The following is a 16848-nucleotide window of genomic DNA, read 5'->3' on the forward strand; positions in this document are numbered from 1 at the left end:
ACGTTCTGCGTTGACGCGAGTATTCAGGTGGCCGCTAGCCGGGTGAGTCGATGGTGAGTACGGCGAGGACGTCGTCGTCGGTGCTGTAGGTGTGCGGTCGGTCGCTGATCCATTGCAGTGATTCGCCTGCGCCCGCGGGCTTTTCGTCGCCTACGGGTCCTGCGACCAGGTTTCCGCGCACCACCCGGACATGTTCGACGACGCCTGCGCCGTGCGCGGGGGAGCGTCGGACCCCTCCGGAGGAGACATGGAGCCAGAAGACCTCCGTCGTCGAACCGTCGTCGTGATGTTCGACGTGGAGTAACCGTGCGGTGAGGTGCGTGCCGTCGCCTTCGGTTCCCGACGCCTCGCCGAGGAGTGCCGTCAGTGGCACGCCGAGCGGGCCTGCCACGGCATAGAGCGTGTCGAGGGTCGGGTTGCGTTGTCCCGCTTCGAGTTCGGAGAGTGAGCCCTTGCCGATCCCGGCGGCGCGGGCAAGCGCGGACAGGCTGAGGTTGCGTTCGGTGCGTAGCGCGGAGATCCGCTCACCGACGTCCCGTCGTCGATCATCACGCTCCGAGTCGCTCGCAACTCCCTCGACCACGTGCCTGCCTTCCGCTTCATTCGTCGGTCGCGGTGGGTACCGCTCCCGAGTGTTCTGTTTACAGAACGATACCGCTATGCTGGCGTCGTGACCACACAGCAGCGGGTGTCGAACACCGAGCCGATCGTCGCGGGCATCGTCACCGCGCTCGTCGGTTTCACCTCGTCCTTTGTGGTCGTCGTCTCCGGGCTCCGCGCTGTCGGCGCGTCGTCGACGCAAGCCGCCTCGGGTCTGTTGGCGCTGACGGTGACGTTCGCGCTCGGCATCATCGTGCTGTGTCTGCGCTATCGGATGCCGATCACTCTGGCATGGTCGACGCCGGGCGCAGCCCTCCTCGCGGCGATGGGCGCGAGCTACCACGCGGGCTGGCCGGCCGCAGTCGGAGCATTTCTCGTCGTCGGAGTTCTCGTCCTCGCAACGGGATTGATCCCGGCGCTAGGCGATCTCATAGCGAGAATTCCGACGCCCATCGCGCAGGCGATGCTCGCGGGCGTGCTGCTGACGCTGTGCCTGGCGCCGATCAAATCGCTTGCGGTGCAACCGTTGCTGACCATTCCGATTCTCGTCGTGTGGTTGTGTGCCACTCGCTGGTTGTCGCGCTGGGCGTTGCCGCTCGCTCTGATCACCGCGCTCATCGTGATCGGAATCTATCTCGCGGTGCACGGTGTCGACTCCGCGGCGCACACCGAATGGTGGCCGCAGATCACCTGGACCACACCGGATTTCGACGTCTCGGCGATCGTCGGGATCGCGATCCCGCTCTACGTGGTCACGATGGCATCGCAGAACGTGCCGGGCGTTGCGGTGTTGAAGTCGTTCGGCTACCAGACCCCGTGGCGGGCTTCGATGTTCGTCACGGGTACCGGAACGGTCATCGGCGCGCCGTTCGGTGGCCACGCGATCAATCTGGCGGCGTTGTCGGCAGCGCTCGCCGCGGGTGACGAAGCCGGACCGGATCGTTCTCGACGCTGGATCGCCGGGATCTCGGCGGGCGTGTCGTACCTGATCCTCGCCGCACTGTCGGGAGTGTTGGTCACGATCACGGCGATCGCGCCGCACGGTCTGCTCGAAACTGTTGCGGGACTGGCGCTACTCGGCACCTTCGCCTCGGCGCTCGTCGGTGCGCTGGCGCAGGAGGAGTATCGGATTCCCGCCGCACTCACGTTTGTGACCGCGGCCGCGGGAATCTCGTTCTGGGGCATCGGTGGAGCGTTCTGGGCGCTCGTCGTCGGACTCGTGGCGCACACGGTGCTTCGACGCCGCGACGAGTCGGGCGCCGGATCGGCCACGCGGGACTGAACCTCGCGCGACCTAACTGACGTAGAACCAACGCGCTCAGACGGATTCGGCGAGCCGCTTCTTCTGGGCCTCGATGTCGAAGTCGGCCTTCGGCCATTCGAGGTCGAGTCCTTGCAGTGCGGAGATCAGCAGTTCGCAGATCGCGAGGCGTGAGAACCACTTCTTGTTCGCAGGAATCACGTACCAGGGTGCGGCGTCGGAGTCGCAGCGATCGAAGATCGCCTGGTATGCCGCGAGGTAGTCGTCCCAGAACGGACGTTCATCGATGTCGGCCGGATTGAACTTCCAGTATTTGTCCGGCCGTTCGAGGCGCTCTGCGAGACGCGTGCGCTGCTCCTCCTTGGAAACGACGAGCGCACACTTCACGATGGTCGTTCCGGTCGCGACGAGGTCGTCCTCGAACTCGTTGATCGTCGCGTAGCGCCCTTCCCATTCCGATTGCGGCACAAGGTTGTGCACTCGCACGGGCAGCACGTCCTCGTAGTGGGAGCGATCGAAGATGCCGATGCGTCCCGCGGGCGGCACGGCCTTGCGGATGCGCCACAGGAAGTCGTGCTCGAGCTCTTCGGGCGTCGGCTTGCCGAAACCCTTGATGGACAAGCCCTGTGGGTCGACGAGGCCGCCGACGTGTCGCACGATTCCGCCCTTGCCCGCGGTGTCCATTCCCTGCAGCACGAGCAGGACCGATCGGTGATCGCCCGACCGGCCGTTGGCGAACAGCAACTCCTGGAGGTCGGCGAGCACCTCCCCACGCTCGGTGAGCAACTCCGCACCGAGGTCACGGTCGCCGTCGAAGCCGGGGGTCGACTCGGGATCGAAGTCGGCGATCGGCCCGAGCGTCGATGCCCGCAGCGACTCGGTCGCGGGCGTCGTCCATCCAGCCTTCTTAGCCATCGAAGCTGACCTCCTCAGGTCTCGTCGGTTGTGTCAGCACAGGAGGGTCGGCGATGAACGCTTCGCGTGATCCGTTGACGCGTGCGATCCCGGTGACCGAACTCCAGACCATCATCGTCAGGTAGTCGATCAGATCGTCGACGGGAAGCTCGCGGTCGGTCATCCACCAGTCGACGGCGCGCTGCATGCCGCCCACCAGAACGTGCGACCAGACCATGGCGCCCGACGTGTCCGCGGCGCGCTCCTCCATCCGGGCGACGATGGTCGCGGTCAGCAACTGCGCGACCAGACGTTCCGATTCGACGGTCCCGACAGACGACGTCGGAGAGTTCGTCAGGGCGAAGCGGTAGAGGCCGGGATCGTCGGCGACGGCTCGCACGTAGACGCCGATGACGGTTCTGGTCAGGGTGTACTCGTCGGCGTCGTCGGAGATAGCCTCCGCCAATCGAGGGAGGAGCGTTGTCTCGAAGAAGCGCACCGTGACCGCTGTGCCGAGGTCGTTCTTGTCGCTGAAGTACCGGTAGAGCACGGTCTTGGAGACGCCGATGTGCGTGGCGATCTCGTCCATGCCGGCGTCGGCCCCGAGTGCCCGCACGGCCTCGATCGTGCCGTCGGTCAACTCGCTGCGACGTTCCTGTTTGTGCTTTTCCCAGCGCTGTCTGCGACCGTCCGGCTTGACCGCGTCGTCGGTGACCGCACCCAACAGGGCCTGTTCGACCCCGCGTGTCACATGTGCGGCAGCCGAAAGCGCAGTACGTGCCGCGGCCGCAGGGCTTGGCCGGTTGGGTATCACTCGGCCAGCCTAATCCCCGGGAGAGGGTAGAACTTATTGAGTGTCGACAGTGATTCCGGACGTATCCGGCCAACCGGGGCAGACGCCCGCGCGGGCGAAGGGGTCGTCGCCGGGATTCGGTGCCGCCGACGGACCGGGTGATCAGCGCCGCCGACGTGACCTCCGCAAGATGAAAGTGGTCTCGACCGGCTTCCTCGTGGTGGCCGCGATCGTCTACCTCTGCATGCGCTACCTCGAGCATCGCGACGGCGCCGACGTGGCGGCATGGGTGGGTTACGTGCGAGCGGCGTCGGAAGCGGGCATGGTCGGCGGACTCGCCGACTGGTTCGCGGTGACCGCTCTGTTCAAGCATCCGCTGGGCATTCCGGTACCGCACACGGCTCTGATCAGGAAGAAGAAGGACGAGATCGGAGACCAGCTCGGCGAGTTCATCGAAGAGAACTTCATGACGCCCGCCGTCGTCGTCGAACGTGCGGAACAGCTCGACATGCCGCGCAGAGTCTCGACGTGGCTCGCCGATCCCGCGAACCGTCCGCGGATCTCCGACGAGGCAGCACGCGCGATCAAACTGGCCTCGGAGATGCTCGGCGACGAGGACATAGAGCAGTTCATCCAGGCCGTGCTGAAATGGGCGGCAGAGCCGGAATGGGCGCCCCCGATCGGCCGAATTCTGGAACAACTCGTCGACGAGGACCGGCTCGATCCGGTCTTCCAGTTGCTCTGCGACCGAGCCTACGACTGGGCCGTCGGAAGCCAGGACCTCATCGAGCGTGTCGTCGACCGCGACGTCGGACCGTCGTGGAAACCGAAGTTCGTCTCGACGCTCGTCGGCGACAAGATCTACCGAGAACTCGTCGACTTCACCTACAAGGTCAAGACCGATCCCGATCACGAGATGCGACGGTCGATGCATCAGTTCGTCGAACAGTTCTCACACGACCTCCAGCACGACCCCGTGATGATCGAGCGTTTCGAGGGCATCAAGCACGACCTCGTCGGTAGTGCCGAGGTCGCCGACGCGGCGTCGACCGCATGGAACACCGGCAAGGCGGTCATCGAGCAGATGCTCGAAGACCCCAACAGCACGCTGCGTAACACCCTGACCGACGCCGTCATCCGACTCGGAACGCGCATCCGTGACGACCGCCCGCTGCAGGAGAAGATGAACGGCTGGGTGGCTCGGGTGGCTCAGCACGTCGCCACGAACTACTCCCGCGAGATCATCTCCGTGATCACCGAGACCGTGCGGGGCTGGGATGCCGACGACACCAGCCGGAAGATCGAACTGCAGGTGGGGCGCGATCTTCAGTTCATCAGGATCAACGGCACCGTGGTCGGTTCGCTGGCCGGACTCGCGATCTACACGGTGTCGGTTCTGATCTTCGGGTGACGTGACTGCTTGCACGAGCTAGCACGCACCCCGATACTGGCATGGGGCAGCGAGTATCGGGAGTGAGAAGCAGTGCAGAGCAAACCAATCCCATCGGACGACGACGCGAACACCGGGTCCGACGACGCGGGCGCGGTCGTCGAGCAGACGGTTGACGAGGCTGTCGAGGCGGCAGGGGATGAGGGTTCGAGCAACCCCGTCGAGACGGTCGCCAACGCGGCACAGGACGTGGTCGCGACGGCGGCGCAGGACATCGGTTCGTTCATCCGCTCACAGCGTGTGGCAGCGGAGGTCTCGCTGCGTCAGCTTGCCGACCGTGCGGGAGTGTCGAATCCGTATCTGAGTCAGATCGAGCGCGGGCTGCGCAAACCCTCTGCGGATGTCCTGGCCCAAATCGCCAAGGGACTGCGTGTGTCCGCCGAGGTGCTCTACGTGCGCGCGGGCATCCTCGAGGAACGCCCCGCGAGCCCCGTCCGTGATGCGCTGCTGATCGACACGTCGATCAGTGAACGGCAGAAGCAGATGCTGCTGGAGATCTACGAGTCCTTCCAGCGCGAGAACCGCGAGAACGACGCAGACCCGACCGTCGGCAAGCACGACTAGAGTGTGATTCGTGAACTTTGTGAGCTTCATGGCTGCGGGCCAAAACCTGATCCTGTGGGTGCTGACCGTCGTCGCAGGTGTTGCGGCGATCGTGTCGCTGATCCACGCGTCGATCCAGCGCTCCGACGCCTTCCCTGCCGTCGATCGGCAGAAGAAGGTCATCTGGGTGGCGATCCTTGCCGCGGCAACGGTGTTCATCTGGTTCTTTCAGGCGCCGTCGCTGTTCTATCTGATCGGCGTCGTGGCCGTCCTGGTGTACATCGTCGATGTGCGGCCCCGCGTCGACTCGATTCAGGGGAAGTCCTGGTTTCGGAAGGTCGGGCGCTAGTGACGTTGGGGGCCCGGACTGCCTGAATCGCTACGTGTCGATCCCCTGCAGGGAGTGGCGGGAGCCACGATGGGTGGCGAATACACTCTGATTCATGGCTGAGTATCGGATCAACGAGCTCGCGGACGCGTCGGGAGTCAGTGTTCGCAACATCCGCGTGTATCAGGACCGCGGACTGCTCCCGCCTCCGACGATCCGCGGCCGCACCGGTTGGTACTCCGAAGAGCATCTGGTCCGCCTCAACCTGATCTCCCGCATGCTCGAGCGTGGTTACACCTTCGCGACGATCAGCGAACTCCTGCATGCCGCCCACTACGGGATGAAGGTCGAACACGTGCTGCGCGGCGAGCCCAAGGGCGGGCGCTTCCGAAACTTCAAACGCGCCGCGACCATTACGATCACCGAACTGCGCAAGACGCTCAATGCCTCGGACAAATCGATCGCGCTCGGCCAGAAACTCGGTCTGATGGTCAAGGACGGCGCCCACTACGCGATCAAGAACCCCGAGGTCCTCGAGGGTGCCGAAGTGCTGGTCAAGAGCGGCATCGACATCGATGTCCTGCTCGATCGGTTCGTCCGTGTGCAAGACGACCTCGAAGACGCGGCGCGCAGCTTCGTCTCGATCATCACCGACAAGTACTTCGACGAGAAGCTGCCAGAACTCGGTGAGGCCAACGTCAGCAAGATGGCCGAACTCATCCAAACGGTCCGACCGATGGCCCACGACATCGTCGAGACCACGTTCCGCAAAGCCCTCGACGACGAGATCTCCAAGGCCATCGGCGAGGCGTCGACCTACTTCGACGCCGCGTCAGGCGGACCCGAGGCAGACGCTGACGGGGAGCCGGCCGAGGCGTCGACCTATGAGGCATCGCCGTCGAATCTGACAACGGGTAGTGTTACATCGGAAGATGTCATTCGCGAGTAGCGAGCACCACACGGGGTGGAGTGGAGACGTATGAAGACTCGGAACTGGGCGCTCGGCGCCGCAGCGCTCGGACTCGGCGGAGTGGCCGTCGGTGCAGGCACCAACCTCGCTGGAATCGCGCGCGGCGTGATGACGTCGGCTCCGGCCCTCGACGATGGACCCGACGACCTGCTGGCCGACCCGACGGCACCTCGAGTGCAGCGCAGCGTGGCGAGCATCGACGGAACCAGGCTGAACGTCGAGTTGTACGGGCCCGATCCGGGTGCGGCCGACACCGGCGACGTGATCGTCGCGGTACACGGGTGGACCTGCAACACCCACTACTGGAATCCGCAGATCAACCACTTCGCGGGTAAGCGGACCGTCGTCGCGTACGACCAGCGCGGGCACGGGCTCAGCGAACTCGGACGCCGCAGGCCAACCGTCGACACCCTTGGTCACGACCTCGACGCCGTGCTCGGTGCGGTTGTCCCGCCCGGCCGCAAGGCGATCCTCATCGGCCACAGCATGGGTGGCATGACCATCATGTCGTGGGCCAAGCAGCACCCGGAGAAGGTGTCGACGACGGTGTCGGCGGTGGTGCTCGCGTCAACGGCGGCGCGCGGCGTCGTGCAGAACCATCTGCTCATCCCCGAGGGGCTGCCGCGTTACAGCAGGCCGTTCGTGCCCGCGGTCAGTCGGCTCGTCACCAGTGCGTCGACGCCATTGCCGCACGGCCAGTTCACTTCTCGCGTTTCCCAGTACGTGACGCTCGGCTCGGCGGCGCGCGCATCGCATGTGGAGTTCGTCGACACGATGATCATGGCGTGTCCGCCTCGCGCGCGTGGGCGCTGGGGTGCGGCGATGGGCCGCCTCGACGTCGAGGCCGGACTCGAGGCCCTGAGTGTTCCGACGACCGTGATCGTGGGCACCGACGACCGACTCACCCCTCGCCGACACGCCGATGAGATGGCAGGCATCTTGCGCCGCAACGGTTCTCTGCGCGACCAGGTCATCTTCGACGGCGTCGGTCACATGTCGACGATCGAGGCGGCCCAGCGCGTCAACGAGCTGCTCGACGACGTCGTCGATGAGGTGTCGCGCACGCAGGTGCAGGCCGCTCACCTCTGAGGTGTGTTGATCGAGCCGTCCTGGTCAGAGTGAGCAGTTCACCAGGACCGGCTCGGGGTGCAGCGTGACGCCGAAAGCCTCGCGCACTCCGTTGCGTACGTCGCGCGCGAGGTCGAGGAGTTCGTCGGCGGTCGCGCCGCCCCGATTGGTCACTGCCAGTGTGTGTTTGGTCGACAGGCGCGCGGGGGAGGCCGGTCCCGGGTAGCCCTTGGCGTAACCCGCGCGTTCGATCAGCCAGCCCGCCGAGAGTTTGACCCCATCGGTGACGGGGAACGAGGGCATCGAGATGTCTGCGCCGACGCGGTCGCGGATGCGCGCGATGACGGCCGGCGCGTCGTCGGATCCGATGATCGGGTTGGTGAAAAACGAACCGGCACTCCAGGTGTCGTGATCGTCGGCGTCGAGCACCATGCCCTTGCTGCGGCGCAGTCCGAGGACCGTGTCGCGGACGAGTGAGGCGTCGACTCGTGAATCCCGCGCGACGTCGAGTCGGTCGGCGAGGTCGCGGTAGCGCAGCGGTGCGCTGAGCCGATCGTCGTTGAGCCAGAACGAGACAGCGACGACGACGAAATCGTCGCGGTACTTCAGGTTGCTCGTCCGATAGCCCAGTCCGAGTTCGCCAGGCGACACCCAGCGCAGGGTTCGAGCTCGCCTGTCGAGCACCTGCACGCTTCGCAAGATGTCGGCGACCTCGACCCCGTACGCGCCGACGTTCTGTACCGGTGTGGCGCCCGCAGCGCCCGGGATTCCCGAAAGGCATTCCAGCCCACCGAATCCCGCGTCGATCGTTGCTTCGACGAGAGCGTCCCACGCCACCCCGGCGTCGGCGGTCACGTGCGCGCGGCCCGATTCGCGTCCGGTACCGAAATCGACGTGTCCGCTCTCGATCACGACGGCGGTGCCCTCGAATCCGTCGTCGGAGATCAACAGATTCGATCCGCCGCCGATGATGAGGACCCGTTCGGACTCGGCGTCGAGCGCGGTGATCTCCTCGACGACGCTGCGAGTATCCGGGCAGTGCACGATCGCGTGCGCCGGGCCGCCGACCCGCAACGTGGTCAGATCGGCGAGCGGCGCGGACTGCAGGGCGGAGGGGTTGTCGATCACGGTGTAACGGTAACCGAGCGGGCGCTGTCGGGGCCGATGGTGCACGGCGGCTCGGGTAGTCTCCTCAGTCATGGCGAGCACGCTGAATCACACCGTGACCTACACGTTCTCCACCGCGCGGTACTGGGAGATCATCACCAACGAGCAGTACTGGCGTGATCTGCTCCAGATCATCAACTCGAGTCACGGCGTGCTCGAGTCGTTCTCCCTCGACGGCGACACCGTGACCGTCGAGATGAAGCAGGGCATCCCCGAGGACAAACTGCCGTCGATGATCACCAAGGTTCGCCCCGGCGATCTGGAGATCCCGCGCCGCAACGTGTTCACCCGCAACGGCGAGACCATCAGCGGAACCATGACCGCGTCGGTCACCGGCGCACCCGCGACGGTCGAGGCCACGGTGTCGGTGACTGGCGATCCCGCGTCGATGCAGTACAGCGGCAGCGCAACCGTCTCGATCCCCTTTGTCGGCAGCAAGATCGAGAAGGCCGTCATCGACGAGCTGACCAAGTTGCTCGACGCCGAGCACGACGAGACCGTCACCTGGGAGCAGTCCAACCACTGAGCTCGACGTCGAGTCAGTACGGTGCGGGCAGGTCGGCGCCGGTCCCAGTTTTTGATGGCCGTACCGTGCTCGGTTAGCCTGAAACCCATGGCACGACGGCTTAGTTACTCAGCGCGCTACTCGCATCCCGTGGAGAAGCTCTACGAAGCGCAGAGCACAAAGCAGTACTGGGACGACATGATGGCGGGGTTCCAGATGATCTCGCCGCACTGCGAGGTCGAGGATTTCCGATCCGACGAGACCGGCATGAGTGTTGTCCTCAAGCAGACCATCGGACGTGATCAGCTCCCGGCACTGGCGCAGACAGTGCTGATGAAGGACATGGTCATCACCCGCGAGGAGTCGTTCGGTCCGTTCGACCCCGACAACACCAAGGGCGACTACAACGCGTCGATTCCCGCCGGTCCCGGCAGCCTCAACGGCTGGCAGGAACTGTTTCCCACCGAGACGGGCTGCGCGATCCGCAAGACCACCGAGGTCAAGGTGTACATCCCGTTCGTCAACGGCAAGCTCGAGCAGCTGATGTTGGTCAACCTCGTCGACCTGTTCCGCGCCGAGGCCGAGTACGCCGCAGACTGGATCACGAAGAACCTCTAGCGCGTTGCCCCAGCGCGGCTCCGACAAGCCGACCGGCCGAATCACCCGCGGCACGACGAACATCAACCGTCTGCGCCGCGTCGACCGTTGGATGGCGACCGATCCGTCGGTGCTCGCCGCGCTCGACGAGGTGAGCGCACCGCTCGTCGTCGACCTCGGTTACGGAGCGCGACCCGACACCACCGTCGAGATGGCGCAGCGGCTACGAGCCGTGGCGCCCGATCTGGAGATGGTGGGGCTCGAGATCGATCCCGAGCGCGTCGTCGAACCTCGTGACGGCGTGCGTTTCGGTCTCGGCGGTTTCGAACTCGCGGGACTGCGACCGCAGGTCGTCCGAGCGTTCAACGTGCTGAGGCAGTACGACGAAGACGAGGTGTGGCCCGCATGGCGTCGGCTGATGGATCGGCTCGGGCCGAGCGGCGTGATCGTCGAGGGCACCTGCGATGAACTCGGTCGACGCTGCACGTGGGTCTTGCTCGACGCCGACGGCCCCCGCAGCCTCACCCTGAGCTGGGCTCCCGCGTACACGAGCCGACCGTCGGAGGTCGCCGAACGACTACCCAAGGCGCTCATTCACCGCAACGTGCCCGGCGAGCCCGTGCACGATCTGCTCGTCGCCGCCGACCGGTGCTGGGATATCGCCGCTCCGCACGCCGCGTTCGGGCCGCGTGCGCGGTGGCGCGAGACGCTACGGCTCTTGTCCGAGTCGGGTGTTCCGGTCGAGCCGGTCCGCAGGCGCAGCGTCGACAACGTGCTGACGGTTCCGTGGTCCGTCGTTGCACCGACGAGCTAGCCGAGACCGTCTCGACGGTCGGGGCCGGCAACTACGCTTGCCACATGCGCATCGCAATGGCACAGATCAACTCCAGCGATAACCCGGGCGCCAATCTCGTCGTCGTAGCCGACGCCGCGGCGCGGGCCGCTGCCGACGGAGCCGACCTCGTCGTGTTTCCGGAGGCGACGATGTGCCGGTTCGGGGTTCCGCTGGGCCCGATCGCCGAATCGCTCGACGGGCCGTGGGCCACGCGGGTCTCGCAGATCGCCGTCGACCGGCAGATCGCGATCATCGCGGGCATGTTCACCCCCGCCGACGACGGCCGGGTGTTCAACACGTTGCTGATCGCGCATCCCGATGGTCGTCGGGAGTCGTACGACAAGATCCACCTCTACGACGCATTCGGGTTTCTCGAGTCCCGGACCGTGGCCGCAGGCGACAAACCGGTGATCGTCGACGTCGCAGGCACCACGGTCGGCGTCGCCACCTGCTACGACATCCGATTCCCCGACCTGTTCACAACCCTTGCCGAGCGCGGCGCGCAAGTCATCGCGGTGCCCGCGTCATGGGGTGCGGGGCCGGGGAAGGTCGCGCAGTGGGAAGTGCTCGCGACGGCGAGGGCACTCGATTCTTCGTGCTACGTGGTCGCGGTCGGGCAGGCAGAACCCGAGGATCCGGACCTTGCGCGGGGCAGTACACCAACCGGTGTAGGCCACAGCCAAATCACAGATCCCTTGGGTACGGTGGTCGCCGCGTACGGGTCCGGAAAATGTGTCCGGGCTCACGACATCGACCTAGCGGCGGTGGAGACGGCACGGACGCGCATCGCCGTCCTCGCCAACCGGAAATCCATCTGACCGATCTCGGCCCAAGCAATCACCACCGAGCTTGTGCGCCACAGATCGACGACCACGGACCGGAGGTGCTCTGACCATGACCGACAACGACAAGGAACCCCAGGCGCGGCCAGGCGACGCCGACCCATCGGCAACCCCCGACAGCGAATGGGCGCCGGTGGCCGACTCGACTTCGTCGTCGACGACCGGTGGGGCCTCATCAACTGATCAACCGTCAGCTCATCACGCGTCATCTGATGACGCGCCAACCGATCACGCTCCGGCCTATCACGCCCCGACCGAGCAGTTCGCCGCGGCGCCGACCGAGCCCGGACCGCGGGCGTACTCGGCGACCGACGGTGGTACCCGGTCATTCGAGCAGGGGACGGCGACGACTGTCATCGATCCGGCCGACCCCGCAGGCGAGCCGGTCCTTACGTCACCTGTGCGTCGGCGTCGCACCGCCAAGATCATCGGCATCACTGCGGCTGCGCTCGTCCTGGTGCTCGTGATCGGCGCGGTGGCGTCGGAGCTGATCCTGCGTAAGCGGGTGACCGACTGTCTCGAACAGCAGTTCAGCAGCCTCACCGGGGTGCCGACGAGCGTCTCGCTCAGCAAGAAGCCGATGCTGCTGCAGGCCACGGGAAGTGAGATCCCCTGGGTGCAGGTCGACACCGCGAACGACTCGGGCGCGACCAGGTTGCACATCCGCGCGGACCGGATCGACGCCGATGGCGACAAGACCACCGTCGGCTCGCTCGACGGCAACGGATACGTCCCGTTCTCTCGCGTCGTCGAACTCGGTAAGCAGGAGACCGGCGGGAACGGCACCGGCACGGGCACAGGCGGCACCGGCACGAACGGCACCGGAACCGATCAGAGTGGTGCCGGTGGGATCGTCGCGGGCGCGAACATCGAGTCGATCACCGGCAACGAGGCAGACGGAACCGTCGACGTCAGTACGTCGTTCAACCTGGGATTCATCCCGATCCCGGTGAGCGCGACGATCAAACCCACGACAGAGAACGGTCACATCAAGTTCGAGGTCGTCAAAGCCAACGCCTTCGTCTTCGGCATCCCCTCCGACTACGCCCAGCAGATCGTCGACGGTGTGTCCAAGTCGATGTTCGGCCCGTTCTTCGATCAGGTGAACGTCAAGAACCTCAAGGTGACCAACGACGGCGTCGACTTCGCTGTCGACGGCGACAACCTCACACTCACCAGTTCCGCCACGGGCGGCAACGAGAACTCGGGCGGCTGCAACGTCATGTGATCTTCCGCGACCGCTCCGGGACCAATCCCTAGCCAACCGGACCGGTCGACGACGTTGTCGCAGGCCGGACTCGCGCGGCATCGGTACCCTCGAAGGGGGATGTCCGATTTTCTGCCACGACGTCCACTCGCCCCCGTGTTGGAGGAGAACATGACCGCGCTGCTCTTGATCATCATTGTCGTCGTCCTCGTTGTTGGGGTGGTGGTGGTGTCGCAGCAGCGTTCAGGCGCGAGCAAAGCCCGCAGCCTCGACGACGCCAAGGCCGACGCCCGACAGGTCATCGAACGTCTCGGCGGCCAGGTGTACATGCTGGTCGGCGACTCACCTGCGTCGAAGCAGGCGCTCGCCGACGCCGGTGAGCGCTACACGGCGGCAGGCTCGCAGATCGATCAGGCCAACTCACCCGCGCAGGCCCGCCTTGCTAAGCAGACCGCGATCGAGGGGCTCTACTACATCCGCGCCGCGCGCACCGCGATGAACATGGACCCGGGACCAGCGATTCCTGAGCTCGACGGCCAGCGCAGCGCGGGCGCGGTGACCGAAGACCGCACCGTCGAATTCGACGGACGTCAGGTCGAGGCCTCTCCCGCCCCGTCGTCGCGGACCCCGAACTACTACCCGGGCGGCCGCGTCGCCGGACGACCCGTGCCCGCCGGGTGGTACTCCGAACCGTGGTGGAAGCCTGCTCTGGTGGCAGGTGCCTGGGGCGTCGGCTCCATGCTGCTCTTCTCGACGCTGTTCTCGGGTATGCACGGAGTGCCCTACGACGCCGCCGCATTCGAGAACGGCGCAGGCGACGGCTCCGACATGGCAGGCATCGACGGTGGCGGCGACTCCGGCGATTGGGGCGGCGACTCGGGCGACGGTGGCGGCGACTGGGGCAGCGGCGATTCCGGTGGCGACTTCGGCGGCGGAGATTTCGGTGGCGGCGACTTCGGCGGGTTCGACTTCTGACCGCCGACTGGGCTCTCTATCCCGCCGACTGTGCGCTCTATACAGCCGACTGTGCGCGAATCTAGTTGAACACCACGGTCTTTCGCCCGTGAACCAAGACGCGATCCTCGAGGTGCCAGCGCAGTCCGCGTGACAGAACGAGCGTTTCGATGTCTCGGCCCTGACGCACCATGTCGTTCACGGAGTCGTTGTGGTCGATGCGGCTGACGTCCTGCTCGATGATCGGCCCGGCGTCGAGGTCGGCGGTGACGTAGTGGCACGTCGCGCCGATGAGTTTCACACCGCGCGCGAACGCCTGATGGTAGGGGCGCGCTCCGACGAAGCTCGGGAGGAAGCTGTGGTGGATGTTGATGGCCTTGCCTGCCCACCGATCGCACAGCTGCGGCGGCACGATCTGCATGAAACGAGCCAGGACGACGGCATCGGGGTCGAGGTCGTCGACGATCGACGCCACCTTCGCGAAGGCTCCCTGCTTGTCGCCCGCGGGGAACGGCACGTAATGGAACGGCACGCCGAACCGCGTCGTGAGGCCCTCGAGGTCACGATGATTGCCGACGACGGCCTCGACGCGGGCGGGTAGTTCGCCGCGGTCGGCGCGACCGAGCAGATCGGTGAGGCAGTGCCCCTCCTTGCTGACGAGCAGCACCACCGACTTCTGCACTCCGCTGTCGGTGAGTCGCCACACGGTGTCCGGTCCGAAGTCGGCGATGGCTTCGGCAAAGCGCTCGCGCAATTCGTCGACGCCGGTCGAGACGGAGTCGGCGCGGACGGCTTGGCGGGTGAAGAACCAGCCGGTGTCGGGGTCGGAGTGGTAGGCGGCCTCGGTGATCCAGCCGCCGACGTCGGCGAGGAACGTCGAGATCCGCGCGACGATACCGGTCCGGTCCGGACATCCGAGGGTCAGCACATACCTTCGGCTGGAGGTGTCTGCACTGGAGGTGTCTGCGAGGCTCACACCACTCAGTGTGCCAAGCTCGCCTATGTGACCAACACCGACCTGAGGCGCGCCGACGTCGCCGCGATCGTCGACCACACACTCCTCAAACCAGAAGCCACCCGCGCCGATGCCGAAGCGACGGTCGCCGAAGCCGCCGACCTCGGCGTCTACGCTGTCTGCCTCTCGCCGTCGATGCTGCCGATCGCGACGGGAGCTCAGAAGTCCTGCGTCGTCGCAGGCTTTCCGTCGGGTAAGCACCACTCGCTGGTCAAGGCTGCGGAGGCGCGGCTGGCCGTCGACTCCGGCGCCGACGAGGTCGACATGGTCGTCGACGTCGGGGCGGCGCTAGCGGGCAGCTTCGAAGAGGTGTTCGTCGACGTGCTGACCGTGCACGAGGCGATCGGTGAGGCGGCGGTGCTCAAGGTGATCGTCGAGTCGGCCGTACTCCTTGACGTGGCGGGCCCCGAGACCCTCGCCGAGGTGTGCCGTCGCGCAGTGGCGGCAGGCGCCGGGTTCGTCAAGACGTCGACGGGTTTCCATCCGGCGGGCGGCGCGTCGATCGAAGCGGTGCGCATCATGCGCGACACCGTCGGGCCGACGGTCGGGGTCAAGGCCAGCGGGGGCATCCGCACCGCCGACTTCGCGGCAGAACTCATCGAGGCCGGGGCCAGCAGGCTCGGACTGTCCGGCAGCCGCGCGGTGCTCGACGGCTTCCCCGAGTAGCCGTTCTGGAGCCTGCGGCCGGCCGCAGCACGTAAAGCCGCGGCACGTAAATGTGTGCCGTATCGAAGGAGTTGTGTGCTGCAGCGCCCACATCCTTCGATACGACACACATTCTCCGGTCAGCCGAGCGCGTGCGGCGCCGAATCGGGGAACGACTCCCACACGATCGACGACTACGCGGCTGCGCTGCCGACCGTCCTACGTGCATCGGTCATGGCGAGGTCGGCGTTGATCATCGCGCCGGCCTGCGTGCCCGCTGCGGCCGCTGCGCCGACCATGGCCATCGGATCTGCGCAGTTCCCCGCGGCCCACACGCCCGCGAGTGGGGTCCGACCGCCCATCTCCGTCGGAATGAACACACCCGTCGGCGTCGCGGTCGGTTCGCCGCCCAACGACTCGTACAGTGCGGTTCTCGCGAGGAAACGCGGTGCGACGACAAGCGCGTCGAGTTCCACTTCGCTGCCGTCGGCAAAGACCGCGGCGCGAAGACGTCCCGATGTATCCGTGTCCAGTCGGGCCACCGGCCCTGCGGCGTACTCGACGCCGAGTGCGTCGAACATCGCGCGGTCGTCGTCGGACAGCGGCGGCATGCCGTGATCGATCACCGTGATGTGCGGACTCAGCTGCCTGAACAACAGTGTCTGATGCAGCGTGGCCGGTCCCGTACCGAGGATTCCGATACGCCTTCCACGAACCTCGTACCCGTGGCAGAAGGGGCAGTGCAACACGTCCGTGCCCCATAGTGATTCGATGCCCGCGATGTCGGGTAGTTCGTCGACGAGTCCGGATGCCAGCAGCAATCGGCGGGCACGCAGCGTCGTTCCATCGGTCAGAGCTGCGTCGAAGGTGGTGTCTCTGTAGGGCTCTGCGCGGTCGAGTTCTGTGCGCGTGACCGACTGTACCTCTCCCGAGATGATCTGTGCGCCATAGCATTGCGCTTCTTTGCGACCGATGGCGACGAGCTGCAACGGCGAGATTCCCTCGCGGCCGAGGAGGTTGTGTGCTTCCTCGGCGGGCGCGTTGCGGGGCTTGCCCGCGTCGATGACCGCGACCGAGCGTAAGGACCGGGCCAGCGCGACGGCGGCAGCCAAACCTGCTGCGCCACCGCCGATCACGAGCGCGTCATACGTACCAGTGGATGTCTGTGGCATGA

19 protein-coding genes are annotated in these 16848 nt (G+C 66.0%); 13 read left to right on the forward strand and 6 right to left on the reverse strand.

The genetic code is table 11. The features are described 5' to 3' along the window. Positions 1–34: 34 nt before the first annotated feature. Positions 35–583, reverse strand: coding sequence for a helix-turn-helix domain-containing protein (locus tag RND64_RS03235; protein WP_049697638.1), 549 nt, complete (start codon positions 581–583; stop codon positions 35–37). Positions 584–670: 87 nt separating this feature from the next. On the opposite strand from RND64_RS03235, the gene RND64_RS03240 reads away from it, so the two are divergent. Then, entirely contained in the window at positions 671–1882 is a 1212-nt protein-coding gene (locus tag RND64_RS03240) for a benzoate/H(+) symporter BenE family transporter (protein ID WP_049697639.1), read from the forward strand. A 36-nt stretch (positions 1883–1918) separates the two neighbouring features. Here the strand turns inward: RND64_RS03240 and RND64_RS03245 are convergent, their stop codons facing one another. Together RND64_RS03245 and RND64_RS03250 are read right to left on the reverse strand one after the other, a co-directional pair. Next, the gene (locus RND64_RS03245; protein WP_049697640.1) at positions 1919–2776 is read right to left on the reverse strand and encodes a polyphosphate kinase 2 family protein; all 858 of its coding nucleotides are present in this window, start codon (positions 2774–2776) and stop codon (positions 1919–1921) included. Then, complete coding sequence (locus RND64_RS03250; protein WP_231894135.1) at positions 2769–3566, reverse strand: TetR/AcrR family transcriptional regulator; 798 nt, start codon at positions 3564–3566, stop codon at positions 2769–2771. The genes RND64_RS03245 and RND64_RS03250 overlap by 8 nt, the downstream gene beginning before the upstream one ends. Positions 3567–3618: 52 nt before the next feature. Here RND64_RS03250 and RND64_RS03255 point away from each other — a divergent pair, with 52 nt between their 5' ends. The 5 genes from RND64_RS03255 (at position 3619) to RND64_RS03275 (ending at position 7928) form a co-directional block, all read left to right on the forward strand. After that, positions 3619–4959, forward strand: a complete 1341-nt coding sequence (locus RND64_RS03255; RefSeq protein WP_152930014.1) for a DUF445 domain-containing protein — start codon at positions 3619–3621, stop codon at positions 4957–4959. 72 nt (positions 4960–5031) lie between these two features. Then, positions 5032–5562: a helix-turn-helix domain-containing protein gene (locus RND64_RS03260; protein WP_049697643.1), complete on the forward strand. Its 531-nt coding sequence runs from the start codon at positions 5032–5034 to the stop codon at positions 5560–5562. Between the two features lie 10 nt (positions 5563–5572). After that, positions 5573–5890, forward strand: coding sequence for a DUF2516 family protein (locus RND64_RS03265; protein ID WP_064868961.1), 318 nt, complete (start codon positions 5573–5575; stop codon positions 5888–5890). Positions 5891–5984: 94 nt separating this feature from the next. Beyond that, on the forward strand, positions 5985–6818 hold the full coding sequence (locus tag RND64_RS03270) for a MerR family transcriptional regulator (RefSeq protein WP_049697644.1): 834 nt from the start codon (positions 5985–5987) through the stop codon (positions 6816–6818). 30 nt (positions 6819–6848) lie between these two features. Beyond that, positions 6849–7928 (forward strand): alpha/beta fold hydrolase, encoded by a 1080-nt coding sequence (locus RND64_RS03275; protein ID WP_049697645.1) that lies wholly within the window; start codon positions 6849–6851, stop codon positions 7926–7928. 24 nt (positions 7929–7952) lie between these two features. On the opposite strand, the gene RND64_RS03280 is transcribed toward RND64_RS03275, so the two are convergent. Then, a complete protein-coding gene (locus tag RND64_RS03280; protein ID WP_197494482.1) occupies positions 7953–9035 on the reverse strand; it encodes a UDP-N-acetylmuramate dehydrogenase in 1083 nt (360 codons plus the stop codon). Positions 9036–9105: 70 nt separating this feature from the next. Between RND64_RS03280 and RND64_RS03285 the strand changes: the two genes are divergently transcribed. From RND64_RS03285 to RND64_RS03310, 6 genes are all read left to right on the forward strand, one after another. Further along, the gene (locus tag RND64_RS03285) at positions 9106–9600 is read left to right on the forward strand and encodes a DUF2505 domain-containing protein (RefSeq protein ID WP_049697646.1); all 495 of its coding nucleotides are present in this window, start codon (positions 9106–9108) and stop codon (positions 9598–9600) included. Between the two features lie 87 nt (positions 9601–9687). Next, the gene (locus tag RND64_RS03290; RefSeq protein ID WP_049697647.1) at positions 9688–10197 is read left to right on the forward strand and encodes a DUF2505 domain-containing protein; all 510 of its coding nucleotides are present in this window, start codon (positions 9688–9690) and stop codon (positions 10195–10197) included. A 91-nt stretch (positions 10198–10288) separates the two neighbouring features. Continuing rightward, a complete protein-coding gene (locus RND64_RS03295) occupies positions 10289–10990 on the forward strand; it encodes a class I SAM-dependent methyltransferase (RefSeq protein ID WP_235434297.1) in 702 nt (233 codons plus the stop codon). A gap of 44 nt (positions 10991–11034) precedes the next feature. Then, complete coding sequence (locus RND64_RS03300) at positions 11035–11829, forward strand: carbon-nitrogen hydrolase family protein (protein ID WP_049698018.1); 795 nt, start codon at positions 11035–11037, stop codon at positions 11827–11829. A 76-nt stretch (positions 11830–11905) separates the two neighbouring features. After that, positions 11906–13081, forward strand: coding sequence for an LmeA family phospholipid-binding protein (locus RND64_RS03305; protein ID WP_049697648.1), 1176 nt, complete (start codon positions 11906–11908; stop codon positions 13079–13081). Between the two features lie 150 nt (positions 13082–13231). Continuing rightward, complete coding sequence (locus tag RND64_RS03310; protein ID WP_049698019.1) at positions 13232–14035, forward strand: hypothetical protein; 804 nt, start codon at positions 13232–13234, stop codon at positions 14033–14035. A gap of 61 nt (positions 14036–14096) precedes the next feature. On the opposite strand, the gene purU is transcribed toward RND64_RS03310, so the two are convergent. Then, positions 14097–14990, reverse strand: coding sequence for a formyltetrahydrofolate deformylase (gene purU, locus RND64_RS03315; protein WP_270483503.1), 894 nt, complete (start codon positions 14988–14990; stop codon positions 14097–14099). 27 nt (positions 14991–15017) lie between these two features. On the opposite strand from purU, the gene deoC reads away from it, so the two are divergent. Continuing rightward, positions 15018–15695 (forward strand): deoxyribose-phosphate aldolase, encoded by a 678-nt coding sequence (deoC, locus tag RND64_RS03320; RefSeq protein ID WP_049697650.1) that lies wholly within the window; start codon positions 15018–15020, stop codon positions 15693–15695. A gap of 173 nt (positions 15696–15868) precedes the next feature. Here the strand turns inward: deoC and RND64_RS03325 are convergent, their stop codons facing one another. Continuing rightward, positions 15869–16846 carry an NAD(P)/FAD-dependent oxidoreductase gene (locus tag RND64_RS03325; protein WP_049697651.1) on the reverse strand — a complete coding sequence of 326 codons (978 nt, stop codon included), beginning with the start codon at positions 16844–16846 and terminating at the stop codon, positions 15869–15871. Positions 16847–16848 lie beyond the last annotated feature (2 nt).

The organism is Gordonia sp. w5E2, from assembly GCF_036540975.1.
Lineage (GTDB): Bacteria > Actinomycetota > Actinomycetes > Mycobacteriales > Mycobacteriaceae > Gordonia > Gordonia jacobaea.

Bases quoted from the DNA above. Each gene is read 5' to 3' on its own strand.
- RND64_RS03245 (WP_049697640.1), bottom strand. From the start codon at position 2,776: ATGGCTAAGAAGGCTGGATGGACGACGCCCGCGACCGAGTCGCTGCGG.
- RND64_RS03270 (WP_049697644.1), top strand. From the start codon at position 5,985: ATGGCTGAGTATCGGATCAACGAGCTCGCGGACGCGTCGGGAGTCAGT.
- RND64_RS03275 (WP_049697645.1), top strand. From the start codon at position 6,849: ATGAAGACTCGGAACTGGGCGCTCGGCGCCGCAGCGCTCGGACTCGGC.
- RND64_RS03285 (WP_049697646.1), top strand. From the start codon at position 9,106: ATGGCGAGCACGCTGAATCACACCGTGACCTACACGTTCTCCACCGCG.
- RND64_RS03290 (WP_049697647.1), top strand. From the start codon at position 9,688: ATGGCACGACGGCTTAGTTACTCAGCGCGCTACTCGCATCCCGTGGAG.
- RND64_RS03295 (WP_235434297.1), top strand. From the start codon at position 10,289: ATGGCGACCGATCCGTCGGTGCTCGCCGCGCTCGACGAGGTGAGCGCA.
- RND64_RS03300 (WP_049698018.1), top strand. From the start codon at position 11,035: ATGCGCATCGCAATGGCACAGATCAACTCCAGCGATAACCCGGGCGCC.
- RND64_RS03305 (WP_049697648.1), top strand. From the start codon at position 11,906: ATGACCGACAACGACAAGGAACCCCAGGCGCGGCCAGGCGACGCCGAC.
- RND64_RS03310 (WP_049698019.1), top strand. From the start codon at position 13,232: ATGACCGCGCTGCTCTTGATCATCATTGTCGTCGTCCTCGTTGTTGGG.
- RND64_RS03325 (WP_049697651.1), bottom strand. From the start codon at position 16,846: ATGCCACAGACATCCACTGGTACGTATGACGCGCTCGTGATCGGCGGT.